Here is a 25,000-nt window from a genome sequence, read left to right as displayed (position 1 = left end):
CTACCTCTTGAAAAGGTATCTGACTGGCCAGGCCTGCGACATCAGGCCGAGCCGTAACGTACCACGGGCCGGGTGAGGGGCCCGCTGACAGGAACGCATGCGTGTTTCCAGTAGCTACTGACCTATTGATAGCCCATCCTGATCCGGGTTGTCGACCATCGATTTGTAACAGCGCGTTCAAGCGCCTGTCATGGCGCACATTCATCCTATTGCCGCCGCGGTACCCGACATGACTTCGACCCAAGCCCCTTCCCCCCTCGACCTCCTGGTGACCTGCCCACGCGGCCTCGAGGAGCTGCTGGCCGAGGAGCTGGAGGCCCTCGGCGCCACCCCCGGCAAGCGCACCGTGGGGGCGGTGAGCGCCGCCGGCGATGTCGCCACCGCCTACCGCCTCTGCCTCTGGTCACGCCTGGCCAACCGGGTGATCCTCTGTCTCGCCCGGGAGGAGGGCGTCGCCACCCCCGAGGCGTTGCGCCTCGCCGCAGCGGCGCTGCCCTGGGAGCAGCACCTGGCCGAGGGCCGCACCCTGGCGGTGGACTTCCATGGTCGCAGCGACGAGATCCGCCATACCCGCTTCGGCGCCCAGACGGTCAAGGACGGCGTGGTAGAGCGGCTGCAGGCCCGCGGGCAGGCGCGCCCTTCGGTGGACATCAAGGCCCCCGACCTGCGCCTCTACGCCCACCTGCACCGCGGACGCCTCGTCCTGGGCATCGACCTCGCCGGGGAGAGCCTGCACCGTCGCGGCTACCGGCGCGACGTCGGCCACGCCCCGCTCAAGGAGAACCTCGCCGCGGCGCTGCTGGTGCGCTCGGGCTGGCCGGCGCTGGCGCGCCAGGGGGCACCGCTGGTGGATCCGCTGTGCGGCGCCGGCACCCTGCTGATCGAGGCCGCCATGATGGCCGCCGACATCGCCCCGGGCCTTGCACGGGAGCGCTTCGGCTTCCACGGCTGGGCCGGTCATGACGAGGCCGCCTGGCGCGAGCTCAGGCGCGAGGCCGAGGCGCGGGCCGGCATCGGCCGCCGGCGCTGCCGCTCGCGCCTGTTCGGCTTCGACCAGAGCCCGGCGGCCCTCGCCGCGGCCAAGGCCAACGCCATGCGCGCCGGCATCCCGGCGCTGATCACGCTGCGGGGGGCGGGCCTGGCCGAGCTCGAGCGCCCCGCGGGGCTCGAGGAGGCGCCGGCGGGGCTGGTGATCACCAACCCGCCCTACGGCGAGCGCCTGGGCGAGCTGCCGGAGCTGGTCACGCTCTACGCGCGACTGGGCGAACGGGTACGCGCCGCCTTCCCCGGCTGGGCCCTGGCGGTGTTCACCGCCAACCCGGACCTGGGGCATCGCATCGGCCTGCGTGCCCATAAGCAGTATGCGCTGCGCAACGGCCCCCTTGAGGCGAAGCTGTTGCTGATGGCGGTGCCCGAGGGCGGTGATGACGCCGAGGTTGCTCCCGTCCCGACGCGCTCCGAGGGAGCGCAGATGTTCGCCAACCGCCTGGAGAAGAACCGCAAGCGGCTGAGGAAGTGGCTCAAGAAGAGCGGCGAGCCCTGCTACCGGCTCTACGATGCCGACATGCCGGAGTACGCGGTGGCGGTGGACGTCTATGGCGACCGGGTGCACGTCCAGGAGTATGCGGCGCCGAAGTCCGTGGACGCCGCCCAGGCCCAGAAGCGGCTTCACGAGGCGCTGGCGGTGATCCCCGAGGTGCTCGAGGTGGATTCCGCCCGGGTGGTGGTCAAGCGTCGCCAGCGCCAGAGCGGGCGCGACCAGTACCAGAAGCAGGCCGCCACCGGCGAGCGCTTCGAGGTCCGCGAAGGGCCGGCCAGGCTGTGGGTCAACCTGCGCGACTACCTGGATACCGGGCTGTTTCTCGACCACCGGCCGGTGCGCAGGATGCTGGGCGAGATGGCCGCGGGCAGGCGTTTCCTCAACCTCTTCTGCTACACCGGGGCGGCCACCGTGCAGGCGGCCCTGGGCGGGGCCAGCGAGAGCGTCAGCGTCGACCTCTCCAATACCTACCTGCAGTGGGCCCGGGACAACTTCGCCCTGAACCGCCTCGACCCCGGCCGGCACCGGGTGGTACGCGACGACTGCCTGCGCTGGCTGCAGGGCGCGCGCGCCGAGTTCGACCTGATCTTCATGGACCCGCCGACCTTCTCCAACTCCAAGAAGATGGCGGACACCCTCGATATCCAGCGCGACCACGGCCGCCTGGTGCGCCTGGCCATGGCCCGCCTTGCCCCGGGCGGCACCCTGGTGTTCTCCAACAACCAGCGCCGCTTCACCCTGGACGGCGACCTGGCGGAGCACTACGCGGTGGAGGAGATCTCGGCGCGGACCTTCGACCCGGACTTCTCTCGGAATCCCGACCTGCACCATGTCTTCCTGATCCGCCATCGGGAATCCCGGAGAGGGGGCGGCGCATGATCCGGCTTACCCTCTACACCACCCTGGGCTGCCACCTCTGCACCCAGCTGGAGGCGTTGCTGGCACGGCTCTGTCACGAGCCGCCGATCCTCGAGCGGGTCGAGATCAGCGAGGATGAGCGGCTGATGGCGCGCTACGGGGTGCGCATCCCGGTGCTTGTCGATGGCGAGGGTGACGAACTCGATCGCGGCTTCGAGCCCGAACGGCTGGCTGCCTGGCTGAAGCCCCGGGGCTGGCTGGATGAAGCGGCCTGGTCGTCACTCGCGCGCGAGCTTTCCGGCGAGGACGAGCCGCGCGAGGTGCGGCCGGCGACGATGCGCGGCGGCAGGCGCTATCTGGGATAGTCCGGCGTCGCCGGGCACAAGGAATCAAGGTGCAAGGCGCCAGGGGTAGCCCGAGGCGTTATGCCTCTGGGCCGCTGGCCCGCTTAGGGCCCCAGCAGCGAGAGCTGGCTGACCGCCTCGCGCCCCTCCGGGGTGTGATCCTCTTCCTCCAGCACCTTGCGAAAGCCCCGTGAGGCCTGGATGGTGGCCTCGTCCGCCAGCCACATCAGCGCCTGGTCGCGATCGTCGGCCAGCTGGTGGCGCAGGCCGCCGAACTGGGTGCCGATCTGGCCCCAGGCACGACTGAAGATCCAGTCGCCGAACATGTCCTGGTGGATGTGCACCAGCACATAGTCATGGTCGGTTTCCCAGCGAATGATCATCGAAGCTCCCGCGCTGCTGCGTGCCGGCCTGGGCGGCGAAGTGGTAAGGTGGTGGCCTATTGTAATGGCTTGCCGGAGGCGGACAACGTGCCATGAAGATCCTCGTCGACGCCAACGTGCCTGCTGCCGACGCCTGCCTCGCCCCGCTGGGCGAGGTGGTGCGCCGCCCGGGGCGCCAGATCGCCCCCGCCGACCTGCGTGACGTCGATGCCCTGGTGGTGCGCTCCATCACCCGGGTTGATGCCGCGCTGCTGGCCGAGGCGCGGCGGCTACGCTTCGTGGGCACCTGCACCATCGGCACCGACCATGTGGACAGCGCGCTGCTGGCCGAGCGAGGCATCGCCTTCGCCAGTGCCCCGGGCTGCAACGCCGAGGCGGTGGTCGACTACGTGCTGGTGAGCCTCTCGACCCTCGCCGAGCGCCAGGGCTGGCGGCTGGCGGAGCGCCGGGTGGGCGTGGTAGGCGCCGGCAACGTGGGCGGGCGCCTGCTCGCGCGCCTCTCGGCCATGGGCATCGACTCGCTGGCCTGTGACTCGCCGCGGGTCGAGGCCGGCGACGTCCCGCCCGAGCAGGCCGCCCGCTTCGTCTCCCTCGATGCCCTGATCGAGGCCTGCGACGTGCTCTGCCTGCACACCCCGCTGGTAGGGGAGGGCCCCCATGCCACCCGCCACCTGCTGGATGCCCAGCGCATCGCCTCCCTGGCGCCGGGGACGGTGCTGCTCAACGCCGGGCGGGGCGACTGCGTGGCGGGCGATGCGCTGCGTGCGCGCCTGGCGGGGCAGGCCGATATCGCCGCGGTGCTCGACGTCTGGGAGCAGGAGCCTGCCATCGACGCCGCCCTGCGCGACCTCGCCGAGATCGCCACCCCCCATGTCGCCGGCTACAGCCTGGACGGCAAGCTGCGTGGCACCCATCAGGTCACCCGCGCACTCTGCCAGGCCCTCGGCCTGCCGTGCCGGGTGACCCTCGACGACCTGTTGCCGGCGCCGCCTCTCGCCGGCCTGGTGCTGGGGCCGGGGCTCGGCCCCGAGGAGGCCCTGCGCCTGGCCATGCGCGCCGTCTACGACCCGCGTCGCGATCATGACGCCCTGCGCCGCGAGCATCGCGCCCGGGGCATGGCCGCCGGCTTCGACGCCTGCCGCGCCGACTACCCGCTGCGTCGGGAGTTCGCCACCCTCGAGGTGGCGCTGCCGGCGGGGGAGCGGGAGACGGCGCGGTGGCTCGCGGGGTCGGGGGTCCGGGTCACCACCGCCTAGCCTGACGGGAGGAGTGGAAACGCAAGCGGGCCCGCCGATCGGCGGGCCCGCTGCGTGTCGGTGACGCGTCAGTGTCACTCGCGGTAGGCGGCTTCCTTCAGCGCCCGGATGCGATCGTCCAGCGGGGGGTGGCTGGCGAACAGCTTCTCCATCAGCGAGCGGGTCTGGCCCTTGGTGATGGCCATGGCGCGCAGGGTGTCCGGCATCTGGTCGGGCAGCTCGGTCTCGGCCTTGAGCCGCGCCAGGGCGTTGATCATGGCCCCGGAGCCGGCGAGCTTGGCGCCGGAGGCGTCGGCGCGGTATTCGCGGAAGCGCGAGAACCAGGCGACGATGGCCGAGGCGACGATGCCGAAGACGATCTCGGCGACGATCACCACCGCGAAGTAGCCCATGAAGCCGAGCCCGGCGCCGTCGTCGCTGCGCGCGCGCAGGAACTGGTCCACCAGGTGCGCCACCACCCGGGCGAAGAACATCACGAAGGTGTTCACCACCCCCTGGATCAGCGCCAGGGTGACCATGTCGCCGTTGGCGACGTGGCCGATCTCGTGGGCCAGTACCGCGCGCACCTCCTCGGGGCGCATGCGGTTGAGCAGCCCGGCGGAGACCGCCACCAGGGCGTCGTCCTTGTTCCAGCCGGTGGCGAAGGCGTTGGACTGCTGGGCGGGGAAGATGCCCACCTCCGGGGTCTTGATGCCGGCGTCCCGGGCCAGCTCGGCCACGGTGTCCACCAGCCACTTCTCGGTGGCATTCGACGGGGTCTCGATCACCACGGTGCCGGTGCCGCGCTTGGCCATCCACTTGGAGAGGAACAGCGAGACCATCGAGCCGGCCATGCCGAAGATGAAGCAGAAGATCAGCAGGCTCTGGAAGTTGATCCCCTGGTCGCTGAGATAACTCTCCACGCCCAGCAGGCGCAGGGTGATGCTCGCCACCAGCAGTACCGCCAGGTTGGTGGCCAGGAAGAGCAGGATTCGCATCATGTCGGTGGGTCTCCATCGATCATCGGAAGGGGCGCCGCCCTCAGGGGCGGCATGCACAAGCTGTTGCTTAGATACGGCCGGGCGGCGAGGGTTTCAAGCGCCGCTACTGGCGGTAGCGGGACAGGAAGCGGGCGAAACGGTCCAGGGCGTCGCCGAGCTGATCGGCCCAGGGCAGGGTGACGATGCGCACATGGTCGGGCTCCGGCCAGTTGAAGGCGGTGCCCTGGACCAGCAGGATCTTCTCCTGCAGCAGCAGGTCGAGCACCATGCGCTGGTCGTCCTGGATGTTGAACACCTTGGGGTCCAGGCGCGGGAAGGCGTAGAGCGCCCCCTTCGGCTTGACGCAGCTGACGCCGGGGATGGCGTTGAGCTTCTCGAAGGTGATGTCGCGCTGGGCCAGCAGGCGCCCGCCCGGCAGGATCAGGTCGTTGATCGACTGGTAGCCGCCGAGCGCCGTCTGGATGGCGTGCTGGGCCGGCACGTTGGCGCACAGGCGCATCGAGGCGAGCATGGTCAGCCCCTGGATGAAGTCGGCGGCGCGCTGCTTGGCGATACTGCCGGAGAGGGTCAGCCAGCCGGAGCGGAAGCCGGCGCAGCGGTAGCTCTTGGAGAGGCCGTTCAAGGTCACCACCAGCTGGTCGTCGCCGGCCAGGGCGCCGGTGGCCACGTGCTCGACCTCGTCGTAGAGGATCTTGTCGTAGATCTCGTCGGAGAACACCACCAGGTCATGCTGGCGGGCGATCTCCAGCAGCTCGCGCAGCACCGCCGGCGGGTAGACGGCGCCGGTGGGGTTGTTGGGGTTGATGATCACGATGGCCCGGGTATGGGCGGTGACCTTGGCGCGGATGTCGTCCAGGTCCGGCGCCCAGTCGGCCTGCTCGTCGCAGCGGTAGTGGACGGCATGGCCGCCGGCGAGGTTGGCGGCGGCGGTCCACAGCGGGTAGTCCGGCGCCGGGATCAGCACCTCGTCGCCGTCGTTGAGCAGCGCCTGGAGGGCCATCATGATCAGCTCGGAGACGCCGTTGCCGATGTAGATGTCCTCGATGCCGACGCCGGGGATCTCCTTGCGCTGGCACTCCTGCATGATCGCCTTGCGCGCCGAGTAGAGCCCCTTGGAGTCGCAGTAGCCCTGGGCGGTGGGCAGGTTGCGCATCACGTCCTGGAGGATCTCCTCGGGGGCCTCGAAGCCGAACGGCGCGGGGTTGCCGATGTTCAGCTTGAGGGTGCGCTGGCCCTCCTCCTCGAGGCGCTTGGCATGGTCGAGGACCGGGCCGCGGATGTCATAGCAGACGTTGTGCAGTTTGTGCGATTTCCGGATCGGGGGGGTGTCCATGTCGGTCGGTGTCCAGTGTCCAGGGTGGTTCACCAAGGCTTTCATGCGATCGGGGCTGATCCGGCGACAGGTCTGCGAGGAGGCGCTGTGAACCCTTCCCTGGGCGCTACCGATGCCATCCCTGGCATAGGACCTCCTCTTCGTCCTGTCCCCGGCGCCCCACAACCCAGGTGAGCAGTGTTGGGAAGATTATGCGGTGTGGCCGGCGTCGGCGTCACCCTCGCCGGAGGGCGGCGCCTCCACGGGCTCGGGCGGGATATCGGCCGGGGTCTCCAGGGTCAGGCGGCCGAGCTTGCCATCGCGCAGCTCGTGCAACAGCACCTCGGCGCCGCGGTGCAGGTCCACCTCGCCGCCGGGGCGCAGGCCGCCGCGCCGGCTGGCGATCTCGGCCAGGATCGCATGGCCGTCGAAGCCGGCTACGGCCAGCAGATCGACCCGGGCCGGGCCGTCGGCCTCGACCCGCTCGGCCTCGGGGTTGGGGGTGTAGGCCGGCAGCGCCTTGAGCCGGTAGCGGGCGGTGAGCGCCGCCGGATAGCGGCGCGCCAGCTCGGCGGCGGCCACCACCGCCACGTCGACGTAGTCGATGGCGGTGTCGCGGATGGCGCCGCTGGCGGCCAGGCGATAGGCGCTGGCCTGGTCCTCGATCTTGGGCCACAGCACCCCGGGGGTATCGATCAGCGCCACGCGGTTGCCGATGCGCACCTTCTGCTGGCGCTTGGTCACCGCCGGCTCGTTGCCGGTCCTGGCGATCGCCTTGCCGGCCAGGCCGTTGATCAGGGTCGACTTGCCGACGTTGGGGATGCCCATCACCATCACCCGCACGTCGCGGTCGGCGCGGACCTGACCGGCCAGCTCGTGGCATAGCTTGGGGATGCGCTTGAGCTCCCTGGCCTGGGTGGTGGTCACGGCCAGCGCGCGCATGTCGGGTTGGGCGTCGAAGTGGGCGACCCACTCCCGGGTGCGCTCGGGGTCGGCGAGGTCGGCGCGGGAGAGGATCTTGAGCACCGGCTTGTGGCGGGTCAGCTCGGCGAGCATGGGGTTGGCGCTGGAGTAGGGGAGGCGGGCATCGAGGACCTCGATCACCACGTCGATCTCCGGCAGCGCCTCGGTGATCTGGCGCCGCGCCTTGTGCATGTGTCCCGGGTACCAGCCGAGCATGGGCGGCCTCTCTTGGTCTGCCTTGGAAAACGGCCGCCCATCTTAGCAGATGCACGGCCTCAGCAGAGTGGCCGGGCAGGCGATTGCCATGGCAATCAAGGACAGCTCTCATCGCTCGGGGCTGATCTGGGGGCAAGCCTCTGAGGAGGCGCTGTGAACCCCTCCCTGGGCGCTACCGACGCCATCCCTGGCGTAGGACCTCCTCGTCGGCTTGCCCCCAGCGCCCGTCATTCTGGGTAACTGCGATAGCCCTGAGGATATCTCGAGGATTACTCCCCGGCGTGGAAGTCCAGCGCCACCGAGTTGATGCAGTAGCGCTGGCCGGTGGTCTCCGGCGGGCCGTCGGGGAAGACGTGGCCCAGGTGGGCCCGGCAGCGGGCACAGGTCACCTCGGTGCGGCGCATGCCGTGGGAGGTGTCCGGATGCTCCTCGATGCAGGTCGGCGTCATGGGGCGGTCGAAGCTGGGCCAGCCGCAGCCGGCCTCGAACTTGTGCTCGTTCTCGAACAGCGGGGCGTTGCAGCAGACGCAGTGGTAGATGCCGTGCTCCTCGCTGACCCGCCAGTCGCCGCTGAAGGGGGGCTCGGTGCCCTGCTCGCGGGTGACGCGGTACTGCTCGGGCGTCAGCTGCTCACGCCATTCGGCATCGCTCTTCTCGATCTTCCAGGGCATGACGGCTCTCCTCGTCGTCGGGGGATGAGGTCATTGTGGCACGCCAGAGGCTCGGCGGGGGAGACCCCGGTGCTCGGCGGTCACGCCGCCTCGACGCAGGCGCCCCCGGCGGAGTGCCGGGGGCGCATGGGGCAGGGCGATGGTGAGAGGCAAGCTCACACGTTGAAGCGGAAGTGGATGACGTCGCCGTCCTGGACCACGTACTCCTTGCCCTCCAGGCGCCACTTGCCGGCGTCCTTGGCGCCCTGCTCGCCGCCTAGGGTGACGAAGTCATCGAAGGCGATCACCTCGGCGCGGATGAAGCCCTTCTGGAAGTCGGTGTGGATCACCCCGGCGGCCTCGGGGGCGGTGGCGCCCACCTTCACCGTCCAGGCGCGCACCTCCTTCACCCCGGCGGTGAAGTAGGTCTGCAGGCCGAGCAGGGCGTAGCCGGCGCGGATCACGCGGTCGAGCCCCGGCTCCTCCATGCCCATCTCGTCGAGGAACATGGCGCGCTCCTCGTCATCGAGCTCGGCGATCTCGGCCTCGATCTGGTTGCACACCGGCACCACCACGGCGTCCTCCTCGGCGGCGATCTCCCTGACCACCTCGAGGTAGGGGTTGTCGTCGAAGCCGTCCTCGTTGACGTTGGCGATGTACATGGTGGGCTTGAGCGTCAGGAAGCCGAAGCTCTTGAGCTGCCTCTTCTCGTCGTCATCGAGGCCGAAGCTCCTCAGCGGCTGACCCTCGGCGAGGTGGGGCTGGATGCGGTCGAGGATCGCCTTGGTGGCGATGGCCTCCTTGTCGCCCCCCTTGACCACGCGCACCAGGCGCTGGATCGCGCGCTCGACGGTGTCGAGGTCGGCCAGGGCCAGCTCCAGGTTGATGGTCTCGATGTCGGCGCGCGGATCGACCTGGTTGGCCACGTGGATGACGTTGTCGTTGTCGAAGCAGCGCACCACGTGGGCGATGGCCTGGGTCTCGCGGATATTGGCCAGGAACTGGTTGCCGAGCCCCTCGCCCTTGGAGGCGCCCGCCACCAGGCCGGCGATGTCGACGAACTCCATGGTGGTGGGAACCACCTTCTCCGGCTTGACGATCTCGGCCAGCTTGTCGAGGCGCGGGTCGGGCATCGGCACGATGCCGACATTGGGCTCGATGGTGCAGAAGGGGAAGTTCTCGGCGTCGATGCCGGACTTGGTCAGGGCATTGAAGAGGGTCGACTTGCCGACGTTGGGCAGGCCGACGATACCGCAGTTGAAACCCATGGGAGCGTCCTGGAAAGCGTGTTCGCGAGTGGAAAGTGGCGGTCATTCTACCCGACAAGCGGGCAAGCTATAAGCGGCAGGCTTTTCCGCCTCAGGCGGAGAAGCCGTGCAGCCGGTTCATGGCCTTGGCCCACTGGCCGTCGAGGGCGTCGGGCAGGGTGGCCAGGCACTCGTCGATGGCGGCCTCGATGGCGGCGTGCTCGGCCTTGCCGGGGCGCCCCAGCACGTAGTTCGTCACCTGACGCGAGTCACCTGGATGGCCGATGCCGATGCGCAGGCGATGGAAGCCGCGCTCGTTGCCCAGGGCGCTGACGATGTCGCGCAGGCCGTTATGGCCGCCGTGGCCGCCGCCGCTCTTGTAGCGGGCGGTGCCGGGGGCGATATCCAGCTCGTCGTGGGCGACCAGCAGCTCGTCCGCGGCGATCTTGTAGAACTGGCACAGCGCGGCCACGGCGCCGCCGCTGCGGTTCATGAAGGTGGTGGGGTTGAGCAGGTGCAGGTCATGGCCCTCGAACTGCACCCGCGCATGGAGCCCCAGGAACTTGCGGTCGGCGCGCAGCGCGGCGCCGGCGCGGCGGGCCACCGCCTCCACCAGCCAGGCGCCGGCGTTGTGGCGGGTGGCCTCGTAGTCGGCGCCGGGGTTGCCCAGCCCGATGATCGCTCTGACCTGAGCCATGCGTCTTGCCTCCAAAAAAAATCAAGCGCCGGGGCGCTTGATCGACAGGGGGAGGGCCGCGCCAGGCGCGGCCCCAGAGCGGGTGAGGATCACTCCTCGCCCTGCTCGCCCTCTTCCTCGCCCTCGGCGGCCTCGCCTTCGTCTTCCTCGGCGCGCACCTTGGGCTTGGTGATGCTCAGCACCGCCTGGTCATGGTCCTCGCCGTGGGTCAGCTCGACCAGAGTCACGCCGGCCGGCAGGGTCAGGTCGGAGAGGTGCAGGGTGCTGCCCAGCTCGACGGCGGTGATGTCCACCTCGAGGTAGTCGGGCAGGTCCTTGGGCAGGCAGCTGATCTGGACCTCGTTGGCCAGCACGTGCAGCTCGCCGCCCTCGTCCTTGATGCCCTTGCACTTCTCCTCGCCCACCACGTGCAGCGGCACGTTGAGGGTGATCTCGTGGGTGGCATCCACGCGCAGGAAGTCGGCGTGGGTGACCAGCGGCTTGTAGGGGTGACGCTGCAGGTCACGCACCACCACCTGCTCGCTCTTGCCGTCGATCACCAGGTTGATGACCGAGGAGAAGAAGGACTCCTGCTCGATCGCCTTGTAGAAGGCGGACTTCTCGACGGCGACCGGCTGCGGCTCGCGCTCACCGCCGTAGACGATGGCGGGAACCTGCTCGTTCGCACGACGCAGGCGGCGGCTCGCACCTTTCCCCAGGTCGTTGCGAACGCTGGCGTTAAGGGTAAAGTCAGACATGGAATTGCCTCTCGTTTGAAGTAGGGAAACGCCAGGGTCCGCGACCAGAGCCCTGACGCTTCCGGGTGCCCCGAAGGGCGCTTTCCGGCGCCTGTTGCCGAGGTTGCCCTCAGTGGAACATGGCGCTGACGGATTCCTCGTTGCTCACCCGACGGATCGCCTCGGCGATCAGCCCGGCCACGCTGAGCTGGCGGATCTTGCCGCTGCGGCGTGCGGTGTCGGAGAGCGGGATGGTGTCGGTGACCACCACCTCGTCCAGCACCGAGCCGGTGATGTTGTCCACCGCCGGGCCGGAGAGGATGGGGTGGGTGGCGTAGGCCACCACGCGATGGGCGCCGTGGTCCTTAAGCGCCTCGCCGGCCTTGCACAGGGTGCCGGCGGTATCGATCATGTCGTCGACCACCACGCAGTTGCGGCCCTCGATCTCGCCGATGATGTGCATCACCTGGGCCTGGTTGGCCGAGGGGCGGCGCTTGTCGATGATGGCGAGGTCGGCGTTGAGCTGCTTGGCGATGGCCCGGGCGCGGACCACGCCGCCCACGTCGGGGGAGACCACCACCAGGTTCTCGTAGTTCTGGCGCTCGATGTCGTCGAGCAGGATCGGCGAGCCGTAGACGTTGTCCACCGGCACGTCGAAGAAGCCCTGGATCTGGTCGGCGTGCAGGTCCATGGTCATCACCCGGTCGACGCCGGCCTTGACCATCATGTCGGCGACAATCTTGGCCGAGATCGGCACCCGGGCGGAGCGCACGCGACGGTCCTGACGGGCGTAGCCGAAGTAGGGCACCACCGCGGTGATCCGTGACGCAGAGGCCCGGCGCAGGGCGTCTATCATCAGGATCAGCTCCATCAGGTTGTCGTTGGTCGGCGCACAGGTGGACTGCAGCACGAAGACGTCCTTGCCGCGCACGTTCTCGTTGATCTCGACCGCGATCTCGCCGTCGCTGAACTGGCCGACCGTGGCGTTGCCCTGGTGGGTGTCCAGACTCTCGGCGATCTTACGGGCGAGTTCGGGATTGGCGTTCCCGGCGAAAACCATCAAATTTGACACGCGCAGCCACCTATGCAGTGTTGGGTCATCTGGGGCCGGATCGGGGAGGATCAGCGATCCAGAACGTCATGAAGAGGAGAGCGGTTCAGGCCACGCGCCTTGAAGGCCTTCCAGCGCCCGCCGATCTCGGCGAGCAGCCGATCGGCCTGCTCCTCCGTCGCCAGACGGGCGAAGACGCAGGCACCGGTGCCGGTGAGCATGGTCGGCGCGCGCTCGGAGAGCCAGTCCAGCGCCGCGGCCACCGGCGGGTAGAGCGCCCGTACCGTGGCCTCGCAGTCGTTGCGCCAGCTGGACGCCCCCCCCTGCAGTGCGCGCGCCATGGTAATCGGGGGGGTGTGACGTGTCAATTCGGGGGCCCGGAACACCGCCGGGGTGGCGACCTCGATGCCGGGGTGCACCACCACGAACCAGGGGGTGTCGAGGGTCACCGGGGTGAGCCGTTCGCCGATCCCCTCGGCCCAGGCGGCGTGGCCATGCACGAAGACCGGCACGTCGGCCCCCAGGGCGAGGCCCAGCGCGGCCAGTCGCTCCAGCGTCAGCCCCAGCCTCCAGAGGGCATCGAGGCCGAGCAGGGTGGTGGCGGCATCGGAGCTGCCACCGCCCAGGCCGCCGCCCATGGGCAGGCGCTTCTCCAGGTGGATGTCGGCGCCCAGTGGGCAGCCACTCTCGGCCTGGAGGCGGCGCGCGGCGCGCACGATCAGGTTCTCCTCGGGCGCCACCCCGGCGATCCCCGGGGTCAGGCGGATCTTGCCGTCGTCGCGGGGTGCCAGGTGCAAGGTGTCGCCGTGGTCGAGGAACTGGAACAGCGTCTGCAGCTCGTGGTAGCCGTCGGCGCGCCGCCCGGTGATATGCAGCATGCGGTTGAGCTTGGCCGGCGCCGGCAGGGTCAGGCGCGAGGCGGGCAGGGCGTCACTCATCGTCGCCGGGACGCCACTCGTTGACGACCAGGGTGACGCGCAGCTCGCCGTAGGTCATCACCAGCCGACGCGGCAGCCACAGCCCCTCGCCGCGGGTCCAGTCGCGGTAGGCGATCTCCCAGCCATCCTGCTCGAGGCGCGCGGGGAAGCCCAGTGCGTCCCTCTCCAGGCGGTGGGCGCTTGTCTCGCCGGGCAGGCCGCGCACCCAGCGGGAGAGGGCGCCCAGCGGCAGCGACCAGCCCAGCTGTGCCTCCATCAGCGCCTCGGGGGTCTCGGCCTCGAAGCGTCCCTCGGCGTTGGTCAGCGAGAAGCGCCCCTCGCGCCCCTCCAGGGTGGTGCGCCCGCCGCCGAAGGGACCGCTGATCAGCAGGCGGTAGTAGTGGGGGTACTGGCTCCAGTCGAGGGTGGCGCTGGTGGAGTCCTCCGGGGTGCGCAGCCCGACCTTGCCGGCCAGCTGCCAGGTCTCCAAGGCCTCGACGCGCTCGACCTGGGCCTGCCATTGGCCGGCGGCGCGCTGCCCTTCAGGCAGCGGCGCCTGGCGGGCACAGCCGGCGGCCAGGGTGAGCAGCAGCAGGGCGGCGATCAGGCGTAGCGGGAATGGGTATCGCATGGGGGTTCCTTGAATGACGGGCAGGCGTGATCAGTCGGCGGCAGGCGCGGGGGCAAGGCCCGGCTCTCGCTCGAGCAGCTCCTCGATCAGCGGGCGCTCGTCGAAACGCTCCACGGCCTCGCCGACCAGCTCGCGGGCCGCCTCCCGGCGTCCCAGCGCCCACAGCACCTCGGCGAGGTGGGCGGCGATCTCCTGGTCGGGCATCGCCGCGTAGGCACGCTCGAGCCAGGGCAGGGCGGCCTCGGGGTCGCCCTGGCGATAGCGCACCCAGCCCAGGCTGTCGAGGATGGCGGGGTTGTCGGGGTCGAGCGCGTGGGCCCGCTCGATCAGCTCGCGGGCCTCGTCCAGGCGCGCGGCGGGGCCCTGGTCGGCCAGGGTGTAGCCCAGGGCGTTGAGGGCCATGGCGTTGTCGGGGTTGCGCTCGATGATGCGCCCCAGGTCGCGCTCCATTCCCTCGAGGTCGCCGGCCTCGAAGGCACGCATGCCTCGCAGGTAGAGCAGCGCCTCGTCGTTGGGGGTGCGCGCGAGCTCGCGGTCGAGCAGGGCGTCGGCGGCCGCCTGCTCTCCCTCGCCGTCGAGCAGCTCCACCTCCAGGCCGACCAGGTCGTCGAAGTGGTCGTCGTGGCGCAGGCGCTCGGCGCGCAGGAAGTCGCGGGCGTCGTCGAGGCGGTCCTCCTCGATCAGCGCCTCGGCGGCGCGCAGTCGGCTGAGCAGGAAGGCTTCGTCGTCACGCACCTGGCGGTAATAAAGAAGGGCGTTGTCGGCCTCGCCCTCGGCGCGGGCGATGTCACCCAGCAGCAGGAAGGCGCCGGCCGGGGCATCGGGCTCCTCCACCAGCGGCAGCAGCAGGCGGCGCGCCGGCTCGGGGTAGCCCTCGTCGAGGTAGAGCCGCGCCAGGCCGATGGCCAGGCTGGCGTCGCCGGTGTGCTCCTCCAGCAGGGTATCGGTGCGCGCCTCGGCGGCCGCCACGTTGCCCAGGCGCAGTTCGCTCTGGGCCAGCAGTAGGATGAAGCGGGCGTCGCCGGGGGAGACCTCCAGGCCGCGGGCGGCGGCGGCGCGGGCGGCGCGCGGATCGCCGGCCTCCTGGGCGAGGCGAGCACGGGTCAGCCACAGCGCGGGAAGTTCGGGGGCGCGGTCACCCAGGCGGTCGAGGCGGCGCTCGGCGGCCTCGGTGTCGCCGACGGCGACCTCGAGCAGGGCGGTGGCGAGTTCGGCATCGTGGCGACGGGCATCGCTCGGGGCCCCGCGCAGGTGATCGCGCAGCAGGGCCAGCAGCGGGGCGGGGTCGGCCTCGGCCGCCAGCGCCGACTCCACCAGCGAGGTGATCTCGCTGTCGCCCCCCTCGCGCACCAGCGCCAGGCGCTGGCGCAGGGCCTCGGGCCAGTCGCCGCGCTGCACGGCGAGCCCGGCCAGCAGCCGCGCCGGGGCGGGGCTGTCCGGGGAGAGCGCCTGCCACTCCCGGGCGGCGCGATCGAGCAGCTCGCGTTCGTCGCCGAAGCTGGCGGCCAGGGCCGCCCGCTCGGCCAGGCTGGGATCGCCGTAGCGCTCGCTGGCCACCAGGTAGCCCTCGGCGGCGCGACGGTAGTCGCCGCGCTGGCCGGCGAGCTCCGCGCTGAGCAGCCCCGCCAGCCCCTCGGCGTCGAGACCGCGGGTGATCGGCGGGGCCCCCTCCAGCGGGTCCGCCATCGCCGGCGTCCCCGCCGCGTCATGGGAGAGCGCCTGGCAACCGGCCAGCAGCAGGGCCAGCGACGGGGCCGCCAGGCGCAGTAACGGGGAGCAGAAGGGGGCGCGGGCCATGGGGGTCTCGGCTTGCGGGGGCGTGGCCCCAGCATAACGGCTCGGCCGGCGCGGGCAAAGGCACCGCGGGGGAGAGCCCTTGCCGGCAGGGCTGTGATAGAATCCTGTCGCTCGGCCTGGAGGCCGGATCGCCGCACATACCACGTTCAAGATGCCCGACGCATGACGCTGCTTGCCCTTGGAATCAACCATCGCACCGCCACCGTAGAGGTGCGTGAACAGGTGGCCTTCGACCCCGCCGAGCTCGACGCCGCGCTGGGCGAGTTGCGTGGCCTTCCCGAGGTCAGGGAGGCGGCCGTGCTATCCACCTGCAACCGCACCGAGCTCTACTGCGTCACCGACCCCGAGGGCGAGGCGGTGGTGCTGGACTGGCTGGGCCGCTTCCACGGCCTGCCGGTGGAGGACCTCTCGCGGTGTGCCTACCACTACCTGGACCACGAGGCCGCGCGCCACCTGATGCGGGTGGCGGTGGGGCTCGACTCCATGGTGCTGGGCGAGCCGCAGATCCTGGGCCAGCTCAAGGATGCCTACCAGGCCAGCCGCGAGGCCCGTGGCCTGGGCAAGGAGCTCGAGTGCCTCTTCCAGCACACCTTCGCGGTGGCCAAGCAGGTGCGCACCGAGACCGGCATCGGCCGCAACCCGGTATCGGTGGCCTATGCCGCGGTGAGCCTGGCCAGCCGCATCTTCGAGGACTTCGGCCGCGCCCGGGCGCTGCTGATCGGCGCCGGCGAGACCATCGAGCTGGTCGCCCGCCACCTGGTGGAGGCAGGGGTCCGCCAGCTGACCGTAGCCAACCGCACCCGCGAGCGGGGCGAACAGCTGGCCGCGCCCCTGGGGGGCCAGGCGATCACCCTGGACGCCATTCCCGACGCCCTGGCGGAGGCCGACATCGTCATCTCCTCCACCGCCGCCCCGCTGCCGATCCTCGGCAAGGGCATGGTGGAGCGGGCCCTGAAGAAGCGCCGCTACCGGCCGATCTTCATGGTCGACATCGCCGTGCCCCGGGACATCGAGCCCGAGGTGGGGCAACTGTCCGACATCTTCCTCTACACGGTCGACGACCTGCAGGAGGTGATTGCGGAGAACCGCCGTCACCGCCAGGTGGCCGCCGACCAGGCCGAGTCGCTGATCGAGCACGGCGTGGGCGCCTGGCTCCATGACCGGCGCATCCGCAGCGGCGGCGAGCTGATCCACGACTACCGTTCCCGCGCCGAGACCCTGCGTGACCACTCCCTGGAGCAGGCCCTGGCGCGGCTTGGCCGCGGCGAGGAGCCCGAGGCGGTGGTGCGGCGCCTGGCCCACCAGCTGACCAACCGGCTGCTGCACGGCCCCACCGTGGCCCTGCGCGAGGCGGCGTCCGCCGAGCGTCACGACCTGCTCCAGGCGGCGACCGACCTGCTGCTCGACGCGACCCCCGACAAGACCCGATAGGACCATCCATGAAAGCTTCCCTGCGTGCGCGTCTCGACGCCTTCGGCGAGCGCTTCGAGGAGCTCGCCGCCCTGCTGGCGGAGCCCGAGGTGATCGGCGACCAGTCCCGCTTCCGCGACTACTCCCGCGAATACGCCGAGCTCGAGGCGCTGGTAGAGGCGTGGCGCGACTACCGCGCCGTGGAGGGCGACCTCGAGGCCGCCGAACAGCTCGCCTCCGACAGCGACCCCGAGATGCGCGAGCTGGCCGAGCTGGAGCTCGCCGAGGGGCGCGAGAAGCGCGACGCCCTGGAGGAGCGCCTCAAGCGCCTGCTGGTGCCCAAGGACCCCGACGACGGCCGCAGCGTCTTCCTCGAGGTGCGCGCCGGCACCGGCGGCGACGAGGCGGCGCTGTTCGCCGGCGACCTCTTCCGCATGTACTCCCGCTACGCCGAGAAGCATGGCTGGAAGGTGGAGGTGATCAGCGCCAGCCACGGCGAGCAGGGCGGCTACAAGGAGGTCATCGCGCGCATCAAGGGCGAGGGGGCCTATGCCCGGCTCAAGTTCGAGTCCGGCGCCCACCGCGTGCAGCGCGTGCCGGCCACCGAGTCCCAGGGGCGCATCCATACCTCCGCCTGCACCGTGGCGGTGATGCCCGAGGTGGAGGCGGTGGGCGACATCGACCTCGACCCGAACGACCTGCGCGTGGACACCTTCCGCTCCAGCGGCGCCGGCGGCCAGCATGTCAACACCACCGACTCCGCCATCCGCATCACCCACCTGCCCAGCGGCGTGGTGGTGGAGTGCCAGGAGGAGCGCAGCCAGCACAAGAACCGCGCCAAGGCGATGTCGCTGCTCGCCGCCCGGCTCAAGCAGCACGCCGTGGACAGCCAGCGCCAGCAGCAGGCCGACACCCGGCGCTCGCTGGTAGGCTCCGGCGATCGCAGCGAGCGCATCCGCACCTACAACTTCCCCCAGGGGCGGGTCACCGACCACCGCATCAACCTCACCCTCTACAAGCTCGGCGAGGTGATCGGCGGCGAGCAGCTCGACGAGGTGATCGAGCCGCTGATCCATGAGTACCAGGCCGAACAGCTCGCCGCCCTCCAGCAGGAGGCCTGAGGTGGCGGCGACGCCCGTGACCCTCGATGCTCTGCTGGTCGAGGCCGCGACACGCCTGGTCGCCGCCGGCTCACCGTCGGCGCGCCTCGACGCCGATGTGCTGCTCTGCCACGTGCTGGGGGTCGAGCGCACCTGGCTCTATACCTGGGGTGACCGCGCGGCCGAGGCGGCGGCGGCCCGCCGCTTCCGCGAGCTGGTGGCCCGCCGCGAAGCCGGGGAGCCGGTGGCCTACCTCACCGGCGAGCGCGAGTTCTGGGGGCTGTCCCTGGCCACCGACCCCAGCACCCTGATCCCGCGGCCCGACACCGAGACCCTGGTGGAGGCGGCGCTGGCCCTGGCGCCGGCGCCCCGAGGCCGGCTTCTCGACCTGGGCAGCGGCAGCGGCGCCATCGCCCTGGCCTTCGCCAGCGAGCGCCCCGGCTGGCGGGTGCTGGGGCTGGAGCTGCGTCCCGAGGCGGTGGCCCTGGCGCGACACAATGCCGCACGCCACGCCCTGACCAACGCCGAGTTCCGCGAGAGCGACTGGTTCTCGGCCCTGGCCGCGGGGACGACCGCCGAGCGCTTCGACCTGATCGTCTCCAACCCTCCCTATATCGCCGCGGATGACCCGCACCTGGCCGAAGGCGACGTGCGCTTCGAGCCGCGCTCGGCGCTGGTGGCCGGCGAGGCGGGCCTGGCCGACCTGCGTCACCTGGTGGCGGCCGCCCGGGAGCACCTGCTGCCCGGCGGCTGGCTGCTGCTGGAGCATGGCTTTCGCCAGGCCGCGGCGGTGCGCGAGGCCCTTCGCGCGGCGGGCTACGCCGAGGTGGCCAGCCGCCGCGACCTCGCCGGCCACGAGCGCGCCAGCCTGGGGCGCCAGCCGGCCTGAGTCAGGCCACATAGCAATCGCAGATGCAGAAACCAAGGGGCGCTGGGGACAAGCCGTAGAGGAGGTCCTACGCCAGGGATGGCGTCGGTAGCGCCCAGGGAGGGGTTCACAGCGCCTCCTCGAAGGCTTGTCGCCAGATGAGCCCCGAGCGACAAGTCTTCTGCGATAGCCCTGGGTCAGACCAAGCGTTGATAGCCGTCGATGGAAGGCTGTGGTACACCTTCGGCAGAGGATTTTTCCGTTTGCCGCCGTGATACCGGGCGATTTCCAGTGGATTTCGCTGTCGCGGCGGCGCTCATGACTCTGCCGACCGGTGCCTGCCATTACAATGAAAGCCAAGACACGCTCCCTCGACCGTATCGACCTCAAGATCCTGCGCTGCCTGCAGGAGAACGCCCGCATCTCCTACGTCGACCTCGCCTCCCAGGTGGGACTCTCCACCACCCCCTGCCTGGAGCGGGTCAAGCGCCTGGAGCGCGCCGGGGTGATCCGCGGCTACAAGGCCGTGCTCGACCCCCGCGCGCTCAAGGCCAACCTGCTGGTGTTCGTGGAGATCAGCCTGGAGACCCAGTCTCCGGCGGTGTTCGACGAGTTCCGCCGCGCCGTGGCGCGGCTGCCCCAGATCCAGGAGTGCCACCTGGTCTCCGGCCAGTTCGACTACATCCTCAAGTGCCGCATCCCCGAGATGGCCGCCTACCGCCAGCTGCTCGGCGACGTGGTGCTGACCCTGCCCGGGGTCAAGGAGTCCAAGAGCTATGTGGTGATGGAGGAGGTCAAGGAGGAGTTCTCCCTGCACGTGCCCGACATCGAGGAGTTCGACAGCAAGTGAATCCCCCCATGCACGACCTCGACCTGCTGCGCTACAGCCGCCAGATCATGCTGGAGGCCATCGACATCGAGGGCCAGGAGCGCCTGCTGGCCGGCCACGTCCTGGTGGTCGGTGCCGGCGGGCTCGGCTCACCGGTGGCCCTATATCTCGCCGCCGCCGGGGTGGGACGCCTGACCCTGGCCGATGCCGACGAGGTCGAGCTCTCCAACCTGCAGCGCCAGATCGCCCATGGCGAGGCGGACCTGGGGCGCAACAAGGCCGAGTCGGCCCGCGAGGCGGCCCAGGCGCTCAACCCGGGGTGTCGCATCGAGGCCCGCACCACCCACCTGGAGGGGCAGGCCATGGCGGCGGCGGTGGCCGCGGCGGACGTGGTGCTCGACTGCACCGACCGCTTCTCCAGCCGCTACGCCATCAACGCCGCCTGCCGCGCGGCCGGGGTGCCGCTGGTCTCCGGGGCGGCGATCCGCTTCTCCGGCCAGCTGGCGGTGTTCGATCCGCGTGATCCCGAGGGACCCTGCTACGCCTGCCTCTACCCCCCGGACGGCCAGGGCGACGCCGCGCTCTCCTGTGCCGAGAGCGGTGTGGTGGCGCCGCTGGTGGGACTGATCGGCAGCTTCCAGGCGCTGGAGGCGATCAAGCTGCTGGCCGGCGCCGGTACTCCGCACCGGGGGCTGGCTACCTTCGATGGCCTCAGCGGCGAGTGGCGCCGCTTCACGGTGCCCCGCGACCCGCACTGCCCCGTCTGTGGCGAGGCGTAATGCCCGTGTTTTCTTGACGATAGGGCGTTGGCCGGGGTGTCTGCCGTGTCCCGGTATATCCCCGGCAGGCGGCGCGAGATGGTGCCAGCGTCGGGCCGGCTGGCTACGGAGGCTCGGCGAGCGTTGTTATTGAATACTTGACATCGATGCGGCGTCTGGTGTCAAACTGAGGTCACCACGACGGCCGTCACGCCAACAACAACCATCCGCCAGGGCGCCCAGCGCCCAGCCTCGGGGAGCCCGCATGACCGACCACCTCGACCCACCGACCTCCTGGTATCGCGCCTCCATCGCCGTGGACCCGGGCGACTGCTCCCCCCTCGAGGGCGAGGTGCGCGCCGACGTCTGCGTGGTGGGGGGCGGGATCACCGGCTGCTCGGCGGCGCTGGAGCTGGCCGAGCGCGGCTACTCGGTGGTGCTGCTGGAGGCCGGCGAGATCGGCCACGGCGCCTCGGGGCGCAGCGGCGGCCAGATCCTGCCGGGGCTGGGCACCGACATGGCCACCGTGGAGACGGCCCTGGGGCGCGAGGCGGCGCGCGACATCTGGGCGCTGAGCCGCGAGGCCGTGCGCCTGACCGCCGAGCGCGTCGAGCGCCACGCCATCCCCTGCGACCTGCAGTGGGGCTACCTGCACGCCGCGGTCAAGCCGCGCCACGTGCGCGAGCTGGCCGAGCACCGCGAGCGCATGGCCCGGGACTACGACTACCACGACCTGGAGATGCTCGAGGGCGACGCCCTGCGCGAGCGGGTGGTCACCGACGCCTACCCGGCGGCGCTCCATGAGGCCGGGGCCGGCCACCTGCACCCGCTCAATTACACCCTGGGGCTGGCCCGCGCCGCCGGCGAGGCCGGGGTGGCCCTCCACGCCCACAGCCCCGTGGTGGCGATCGAGCACGGCGAGCCGGCCCGGGTGCGCACCGCCCGCGGCACCGTCACCGCCGACTACGTGGTGCTGGGCACCAACGCCTACCAGTCGGGCCTGGTGCCGGCGCTCTCCGGGCGGGTGATGAAGGCGGCCAACTACATGATCGCCACCGCTCCCTTGAGCGAGGCGCAGGCGGCGCAGGTGCTGCCCCACAACGACGCCCTGTCGGATGCCAACTTCGTGCTCGACTACTACCGCCTCTCCGGCGATCGCCGCCTCATCTACGGCGGCGAGGTGAGCTACGACGGTCGCGAGCCGAAGGGCATCCAGGCGCGCATGGATGCCAAGATCGCCCGGCTCTTCCCGGTGCTCGCGGGCATTCCCATCGAGTATCGCTGGGGCGGCGACGTGGCCATCACCCTGAACCGGGCCCCCGACTTCGGCCGCCTGGGCTCCAATGTCTACTACGCCCAGGGCTACTCCGGCCACGGCATGGCCCTGGCGGGGCTGGCGGGGCGGCTGATGGCCGAGGCGATCGCCGGCCAGGCCGAACGCTTCGACGCCTTCGCCGCCATGCCCCACCGCCGTTTCCCCGGCGGCGCCCTGCTGCGCACCCCGCTGCTGGTGCTGGCGACCACCTTCTACAAGCTGCGCGACCGGTTGTGACCGGCCGGCGGATCGATAACAAGACCACCGAGGGCAAGCCCATGACCGATACCCTGACCCTGGACAGCGCCGAGGCCTCGCGAGCCGCGGACGGCGCGACCGCCGAGCCGGCCCGCGAGGCGTCCTCCATCGAGATGCAGGGGCTGCACAAGCGCTTCGGTCGCGACACCGTGGCCCTGGCCGGCGTCGACCTGACCATCGAGGCCGGCGAGTTCTTCACCCTGCTGGGCCCCTCCGGCTGCGGCAAGACCACCCTGCTGCGCATCCTCGCCGGCCTCGAGGAGGCCGACGACGGCCGGCTGTCCATCGGCGGGCGCGACGTTACCGAGGTGCCGCCCCACAAGCGCAGCGTCAACACCGTCTTCCAGTCCTACGCGCTCTTCCCCCACCTCTCGGTGCGCGAGAACCTCGCCTTCGGCCTCAAGATGCTGGGCATCGCCCCCCGGGAGCGCGAGGCGCGGGTGGCCAGGATCGCCGAGTTCATCCAGCTGGGCGACCTGGTCGACCGGCGCGTCGACCAGCTCTCCGGCGGCCAGCGCCAGCGCATCGCCCTGGCCCGGGCGCTGGTCAATGAGCCCGACGTGCTGCTGCTCGACGAGCCGCTCTCGGCGCTGGACGCCGGCCTGCGCAGCCAGCTGCAGGTGGAGCTGCTGCGGGTGCAGAAGCGTCTGGGCATGACCTTCGTCTTCGTCACCCACGACCAGGACGAGGCGATGGTGATGTCGGATCGCATCGCCGTGCTCAACGGTGGGGTGATCCAGCAGGTGGGGCCGCCCCGGGAGGTCTACGAGCATCCGGCCAACGCCTTCGTGGCGCGCTTCATGGGCCATGCCAACCTCTACCCGGTCAGCGCCCGGGACGGCGACCGCCTGACCACCCCCCTCGGGGTGCTCAGCGCCGAGGGGGCGGGGCAGGGCGAGCTGCTGCTGATCCGCCCCGAGACCCTCGATCTGCTGCCCGGCGACCAGCCCGGCGAGAACCGCCTGCCGGCCACCGTCGGCGAGCGGCTCTACCGTGGCAGCCACGCCGAGTATCGGCTGGAGGTGGGCGAGAGCACCCTGCAGGCCACGGTCAATAACCGCGGCCGGCGTCTTCCCGAGGTCGGCGACCGGGTCACCGTGACGGTGGCGCCGGAAGACCTGGTCACCCTGAGCGAATGAGGAGCCTCCCATGTCCTACGCCGGCGTGACCCCATCGGCCCGCAGCCGGGCCATGGTGCGCGAGAGTCGCCACCTGCTGTTCACCGTGGCACCGGGGGCGACCTGGATCGTCATCTTCCTGGTGCTGCCCAGCGCCTACCTGATGGGCGTGGCCTTCATGACCAACGGCCCCTACGGCCTGCCGGAGATGCCGCTGTCACTTGCGTCGTTCGAGCGCCTGGCGGGCTTCGGCTTCCTGGGGTGGAGCCCGGGCAATCTCTATACCCTGCTGCGCTCGCTGTGGCAGACCCTGGTCTCCACCGGCCTGGTGGTGCTGGTGGCCTATCCCATCGCCTACTACATCAGCACCTGTCGCGAGAAGTGGCGGCCGATCATGCTGCTGCTGGTGGTGGTGCCCAGCTGGACCAACCAGGTGATCCGCACCTTCGGCTGGATGAACCTGCTGGCGCCGGGGACCCCGCTCTCCGGCCTGGCCGAGGGGCTGGGGCTGATTCCGCCCAACATGGGGCTCTACCCCTCCAACTTCGCGGTCACCCTGGGGCTGGTCTACAACTTCCTGCCCTTCATGGTGCTGCCGCTCTACGCCGCCTTCGAGAAGCTCGACACCGCCCAGGTGGAGGCCGCCCAGGACCTCTACGCCTCGCCGGTGCGCGCCTTCTGGCACGCGGTCTTCCCCCAGACCCTGCCGGGGCTCTTGGCCGGCATCGTGCTGGTGGCGATCCCCGCCTTCGGCATGTACGTGATCCCGGAGCTGCTCGGCGGCGGCAAGGGCATGATGCTCGGTAACCTGGTGGCCAACCAGTTCTCCGGCGGGGCCAACTGGCCGCTGGGGGCGGCCGGCGCGATCCTGATGCTGATCGCCACCTTCGTGGGGCTGTTCGCCATGCGTCGCATCGGCAAGCGCCTGGGTGGCGGCGAGGAGGTGGTGATATGAGAAAGCGTACGCTCAAGCGTGGCCTGACCGGCTTCTGGTGGTTCACTCTGGCCTTCCTCTACCTGCCGCTCGCCGTGGTGGTGCTGTTCTCCTTCAACGCCTCCAACAGCGCGGCCAGCTTCACCGGCTTCTCGTGGCGCTGGTACCACCAGCTGATGGGCAACGAGCAGATCCTCTCGGCCTTCGCCAACAGCATGGTGCTGGCCATCGTCTCCTCTGTGATCGCCCTCGGCATCGGCTGCCTGATCGGCTACGGCATGTACCGCCATCGCCACCGCAAGCTGGGCTGGCTGATCGTGCTGATCTACCTGCCCATCGTGCTGCCGGACATCGTCTTCGGCATCTCGGAGATGGCCTTCTTCGTGCAGGTCCATCGCCTGACCGGGCTCTTCCAGCCGGGGCTCGGCACCATGATCATCGCCCACGTCACCTTCCAGATCCCCTTCGTGGCGCTGATCGTCTACTCGCGCTTCGTGGGGCTCGACCCGACGCTGTTCGAGGCGGCCAAGGACCTCTACGCCACCCCCGCCAAGCGGGTGATCCACTTCATGCTGCCGACCATCAAGCCGGCGCTGATCTCGGCCTTCTTCCTCTCCTTCACCCTCTCGGTGGATGACTTCGTCATCAGCTTCTTCACCGCCGGGCCCGAGAGCGCGACGCTGCCGATCTACATCTGGGGCGCGATCAAGAAGGGGGTGTCGCCGGAGATCAACGCCATCGCTACCCTGATGATCGGCGCGGTGGCCATCGCCGCCATCATCAGCCTGATGTTCAGCCGTCGCCGGCAGGCTTGAGCCGGCATTCCATCCCAACGGGGAAACCAGGAGAGTC

Annotated in this window: 24 protein-coding genes; 12 read left to right on the top strand and 12 right to left on the bottom strand. The window is 70.5% G+C overall.

Features of this window, described 5'->3' with window-relative positions; translation table 11 throughout:
• The first annotated feature begins 229 nt into the window (after window positions 1-229).
• Both rlmKL and BLP95_RS12450 read left to right on the top strand, forming a co-directional pair.
• The gene (gene rlmKL, locus BLP95_RS12455) at window positions 230-2,419 is read left to right on the top strand and encodes a bifunctional 23S rRNA (guanine(2069)-N(7))-methyltransferase RlmK/23S rRNA (guanine(2445)-N(2))-methyltransferase RlmL (protein ID WP_089679862.1); all 2,190 of its coding nucleotides are present in this window, start codon (window positions 230-232) and stop codon (window positions 2,417-2,419) included.
• Window positions 2,416-2,763: a glutaredoxin family protein gene (locus tag BLP95_RS12450; RefSeq protein WP_089679859.1), complete on the top strand. Its 348-nt coding sequence runs from the start codon at window positions 2,416-2,418 to the stop codon at window positions 2,761-2,763. The genes rlmKL and BLP95_RS12450 overlap by 4 nt, the downstream gene beginning before the upstream one ends.
• Window positions 2,764-2,846: 83 nt before the next feature.
• Here BLP95_RS12450 and BLP95_RS12445 read toward each other — a convergent pair whose 3' ends face one another.
• On the bottom strand, window positions 2,847-3,125 hold the full coding sequence (locus tag BLP95_RS12445; protein ID WP_089679856.1) for a hypothetical protein: 279 nt from the start codon (window positions 3,123-3,125) through the stop codon (window positions 2,847-2,849).
• A 92-nt stretch (window positions 3,126-3,217) separates the two neighbouring features.
• Here BLP95_RS12445 and pdxB point away from each other — a divergent pair, with 92 nt between their 5' ends.
• On the top strand, window positions 3,218-4,381 hold the full coding sequence (gene pdxB / locus BLP95_RS12440; RefSeq protein WP_089679855.1) for a 4-phosphoerythronate dehydrogenase PdxB: 1,164 nt from the start codon (window positions 3,218-3,220) through the stop codon (window positions 4,379-4,381).
• Between the two features lie 74 nt (window positions 4,382-4,455).
• Here pdxB and htpX read toward each other — a convergent pair whose 3' ends face one another.
• From htpX to BLP95_RS12385, 11 genes are all read right to left on the bottom strand, one after another.
• A complete protein-coding gene (gene htpX / locus BLP95_RS12435) occupies window positions 4,456-5,361 on the bottom strand; it encodes a protease HtpX (protein ID WP_089679853.1) in 906 nt (301 codons plus the stop codon).
• A 103-nt stretch (window positions 5,362-5,464) separates the two neighbouring features.
• On the bottom strand, window positions 5,465-6,694 hold the full coding sequence (locus BLP95_RS12430; RefSeq protein WP_089679851.1) for a pyridoxal phosphate-dependent aminotransferase: 1,230 nt from the start codon (window positions 6,692-6,694) through the stop codon (window positions 5,465-5,467).
• 189 nt (window positions 6,695-6,883) lie between these two features.
• Complete coding sequence (gene ylqF / locus BLP95_RS12425) at window positions 6,884-7,852, bottom strand: ribosome biogenesis GTPase YlqF (protein WP_089679850.1); 969 nt, start codon at window positions 7,850-7,852, stop codon at window positions 6,884-6,886.
• A 269-nt stretch (window positions 7,853-8,121) separates the two neighbouring features.
• Window positions 8,122-8,523 carry a peptide-methionine (R)-S-oxide reductase MsrB gene (gene msrB / locus BLP95_RS12420; protein ID WP_089679848.1) on the bottom strand — a complete coding sequence of 134 codons (402 nt, stop codon included), beginning with the start codon at window positions 8,521-8,523 and terminating at the stop codon, window positions 8,122-8,124.
• Window positions 8,524-8,678: 155 nt separating this feature from the next.
• Entirely contained in the window at window positions 8,679-9,770 is a 1,092-nt protein-coding gene (gene ychF / locus BLP95_RS12415) for a redox-regulated ATPase YchF (protein WP_089679846.1), read from the bottom strand.
• A 91-nt stretch (window positions 9,771-9,861) separates the two neighbouring features.
• Window positions 9,862-10,446 (bottom strand): aminoacyl-tRNA hydrolase, encoded by a 585-nt coding sequence (pth, locus tag BLP95_RS12410; protein ID WP_089679844.1) that lies wholly within the window; start codon window positions 10,444-10,446, stop codon window positions 9,862-9,864.
• An 89-nt stretch (window positions 10,447-10,535) separates the two neighbouring features.
• On the bottom strand, window positions 10,536-11,183 hold the full coding sequence (locus BLP95_RS12405) for a 50S ribosomal protein L25/general stress protein Ctc (RefSeq protein ID WP_089679842.1): 648 nt from the start codon (window positions 11,181-11,183) through the stop codon (window positions 10,536-10,538).
• Between the two features lie 109 nt (window positions 11,184-11,292).
• Entirely contained in the window at window positions 11,293-12,234 is a 942-nt protein-coding gene (locus tag BLP95_RS12400) for a ribose-phosphate pyrophosphokinase (RefSeq protein ID WP_176760286.1), read from the bottom strand.
• A gap of 50 nt (window positions 12,235-12,284) precedes the next feature.
• A complete protein-coding gene (gene ispE / locus BLP95_RS12395) occupies window positions 12,285-13,151 on the bottom strand; it encodes a 4-(cytidine 5'-diphospho)-2-C-methyl-D-erythritol kinase (RefSeq protein ID WP_089679838.1) in 867 nt (288 codons plus the stop codon).
• On the bottom strand, window positions 13,144-13,761 hold the full coding sequence (lolB, locus tag BLP95_RS12390) for a lipoprotein insertase outer membrane protein LolB (RefSeq protein ID WP_089679836.1): 618 nt from the start codon (window positions 13,759-13,761) through the stop codon (window positions 13,144-13,146). The genes ispE and lolB overlap by 8 nt, the downstream gene beginning before the upstream one ends.
• A 30-nt stretch (window positions 13,762-13,791) precedes the next feature.
• Window positions 13,792-15,558 carry a tetratricopeptide repeat protein gene (locus BLP95_RS12385; protein WP_089679834.1) on the bottom strand — a complete coding sequence of 589 codons (1,767 nt, stop codon included), beginning with the start codon at window positions 15,556-15,558 and terminating at the stop codon, window positions 13,792-13,794.
• Between the two features lie 162 nt (window positions 15,559-15,720).
• Between BLP95_RS12385 and hemA the strand changes: the two genes are divergently transcribed.
• From hemA to BLP95_RS12340, 9 genes are all read left to right on the top strand, one after another.
• Complete coding sequence (hemA, locus tag BLP95_RS12380) at window positions 15,721-16,989, top strand: glutamyl-tRNA reductase (RefSeq protein ID WP_089679832.1); 1,269 nt, start codon at window positions 15,721-15,723, stop codon at window positions 16,987-16,989.
• An 8-nt stretch (window positions 16,990-16,997) separates the two neighbouring features.
• On the top strand, window positions 16,998-18,089 hold the full coding sequence (prfA, locus tag BLP95_RS12375) for a peptide chain release factor 1 (RefSeq protein ID WP_089679829.1): 1,092 nt from the start codon (window positions 16,998-17,000) through the stop codon (window positions 18,087-18,089).
• Between the two features lie 16 nt (window positions 18,090-18,105).
• The gene (gene prmC, locus BLP95_RS12370; protein WP_089679936.1) at window positions 18,106-18,957 is read left to right on the top strand and encodes a peptide chain release factor N(5)-glutamine methyltransferase; all 852 of its coding nucleotides are present in this window, start codon (window positions 18,106-18,108) and stop codon (window positions 18,955-18,957) included.
• A gap of 328 nt (window positions 18,958-19,285) precedes the next feature.
• Window positions 19,286-19,786: an Lrp/AsnC ligand binding domain-containing protein gene (locus tag BLP95_RS12365; protein ID WP_089679827.1), complete on the top strand. Its 501-nt coding sequence runs from the start codon at window positions 19,286-19,288 to the stop codon at window positions 19,784-19,786.
• Between the two features lie 8 nt (window positions 19,787-19,794).
• A complete protein-coding gene (locus BLP95_RS12360; protein WP_089679826.1) occupies window positions 19,795-20,544 on the top strand; it encodes a HesA/MoeB/ThiF family protein in 750 nt (249 codons plus the stop codon).
• Between the two features lie 244 nt (window positions 20,545-20,788).
• Window positions 20,789-22,075 (top strand): NAD(P)/FAD-dependent oxidoreductase, encoded by a 1,287-nt coding sequence (locus BLP95_RS12355; protein ID WP_089679824.1) that lies wholly within the window; start codon window positions 20,789-20,791, stop codon window positions 22,073-22,075.
• A gap of 41 nt (window positions 22,076-22,116) precedes the next feature.
• Window positions 22,117-23,235, top strand: a complete 1,119-nt coding sequence (locus tag BLP95_RS12350; RefSeq protein ID WP_089679934.1) for an ABC transporter ATP-binding protein — start codon at window positions 22,117-22,119, stop codon at window positions 23,233-23,235.
• A 10-nt stretch (window positions 23,236-23,245) separates the two neighbouring features.
• Complete coding sequence (locus BLP95_RS12345; protein WP_089679822.1) at window positions 23,246-24,169, top strand: ABC transporter permease; 924 nt, start codon at window positions 23,246-23,248, stop codon at window positions 24,167-24,169.
• On the top strand, window positions 24,166-24,963 hold the full coding sequence (locus BLP95_RS12340) for an ABC transporter permease (RefSeq protein ID WP_023005881.1): 798 nt from the start codon (window positions 24,166-24,168) through the stop codon (window positions 24,961-24,963). The genes BLP95_RS12345 and BLP95_RS12340 overlap by 4 nt, the downstream gene beginning before the upstream one ends.
• Window positions 24,964-25,000 lie beyond the last annotated feature (37 nt).

The sequence above is a fragment of the Halomonas shengliensis genome (assembly GCF_900104135.1).
Taxonomy (GTDB): domain Bacteria; phylum Pseudomonadota; class Gammaproteobacteria; order Pseudomonadales; family Halomonadaceae; genus Halomonas; species Halomonas shengliensis.
Note: the sequence above shows the minus strand (reverse complement) of the source record. Positions and strands in the feature narration are given on the sequence as shown.

What these genes read in the sequence shown, in the direction of transcription:
- rlmKL (WP_089679862.1), top strand. Translation starts at nt 230, where the DNA reads ATGACTTCGACCCAAGCCCCTTCCCCCCTCGACCTCCTGGTGACCTGC.
- BLP95_RS12450 (WP_089679859.1), top strand. Translation starts at nt 2,416, where the DNA reads ATGATCCGGCTTACCCTCTACACCACCCTGGGCTGCCACCTCTGCACC.
- BLP95_RS12445 (WP_089679856.1), bottom strand. Translation starts at nt 3,125, where the DNA reads ATGATCATTCGCTGGGAAACCGACCATGACTATGTGCTGGTGCACATC.
- pdxB (WP_089679855.1), top strand. Translation starts at nt 3,218, where the DNA reads ATGAAGATCCTCGTCGACGCCAACGTGCCTGCTGCCGACGCCTGCCTC.
- htpX (WP_089679853.1), bottom strand. Translation starts at nt 5,361, where the DNA reads ATGATGCGAATCCTGCTCTTCCTGGCCACCAACCTGGCGGTACTGCTG.
- BLP95_RS12430 (WP_089679851.1), bottom strand. Translation starts at nt 6,694, where the DNA reads ATGGACACCCCCCCGATCCGGAAATCGCACAAACTGCACAACGTCTGC.
- ylqF (WP_089679850.1), bottom strand. Translation starts at nt 7,852, where the DNA reads ATGCTCGGCTGGTACCCGGGACACATGCACAAGGCGCGGCGCCAGATC.
- msrB (WP_089679848.1), bottom strand. Translation starts at nt 8,523, where the DNA reads ATGCCCTGGAAGATCGAGAAGAGCGATGCCGAATGGCGTGAGCAGCTG.
- ychF (WP_089679846.1), bottom strand. Translation starts at nt 9,770, where the DNA reads ATGGGTTTCAACTGCGGTATCGTCGGCCTGCCCAACGTCGGCAAGTCG.
- pth (WP_089679844.1), bottom strand. Translation starts at nt 10,446, where the DNA reads ATGGCTCAGGTCAGAGCGATCATCGGGCTGGGCAACCCCGGCGCCGAC.
- BLP95_RS12405 (WP_089679842.1), bottom strand. Translation starts at nt 11,183, where the DNA reads ATGTCTGACTTTACCCTTAACGCCAGCGTTCGCAACGACCTGGGGAAA.
- ispE (WP_089679838.1), bottom strand. Translation starts at nt 13,151, where the DNA reads ATGAGTGACGCCCTGCCCGCCTCGCGCCTGACCCTGCCGGCGCCGGCC.
- lolB (WP_089679836.1), bottom strand. Translation starts at nt 13,761, where the DNA reads ATGCGATACCCATTCCCGCTACGCCTGATCGCCGCCCTGCTGCTGCTC.
- BLP95_RS12385 (WP_089679834.1), bottom strand. Translation starts at nt 15,558, where the DNA reads ATGGCCCGCGCCCCCTTCTGCTCCCCGTTACTGCGCCTGGCGGCCCCG.
- hemA (WP_089679832.1), top strand. Translation starts at nt 15,721, where the DNA reads ATGACGCTGCTTGCCCTTGGAATCAACCATCGCACCGCCACCGTAGAG.
- prfA (WP_089679829.1), top strand. Translation starts at nt 16,998, where the DNA reads ATGAAAGCTTCCCTGCGTGCGCGTCTCGACGCCTTCGGCGAGCGCTTC.
- BLP95_RS12365 (WP_089679827.1), top strand. Translation starts at nt 19,286, where the DNA reads ATGAAAGCCAAGACACGCTCCCTCGACCGTATCGACCTCAAGATCCTG.
- BLP95_RS12360 (WP_089679826.1), top strand. Translation starts at nt 19,795, where the DNA reads ATGCACGACCTCGACCTGCTGCGCTACAGCCGCCAGATCATGCTGGAG.
- BLP95_RS12355 (WP_089679824.1), top strand. Translation starts at nt 20,789, where the DNA reads ATGACCGACCACCTCGACCCACCGACCTCCTGGTATCGCGCCTCCATC.
- BLP95_RS12350 (WP_089679934.1), top strand. Translation starts at nt 22,117, where the DNA reads ATGACCGATACCCTGACCCTGGACAGCGCCGAGGCCTCGCGAGCCGCG.
- BLP95_RS12345 (WP_089679822.1), top strand. Translation starts at nt 23,246, where the DNA reads ATGTCCTACGCCGGCGTGACCCCATCGGCCCGCAGCCGGGCCATGGTG.
- BLP95_RS12340 (WP_023005881.1), top strand. Translation starts at nt 24,166, where the DNA reads ATGAGAAAGCGTACGCTCAAGCGTGGCCTGACCGGCTTCTGGTGGTTC.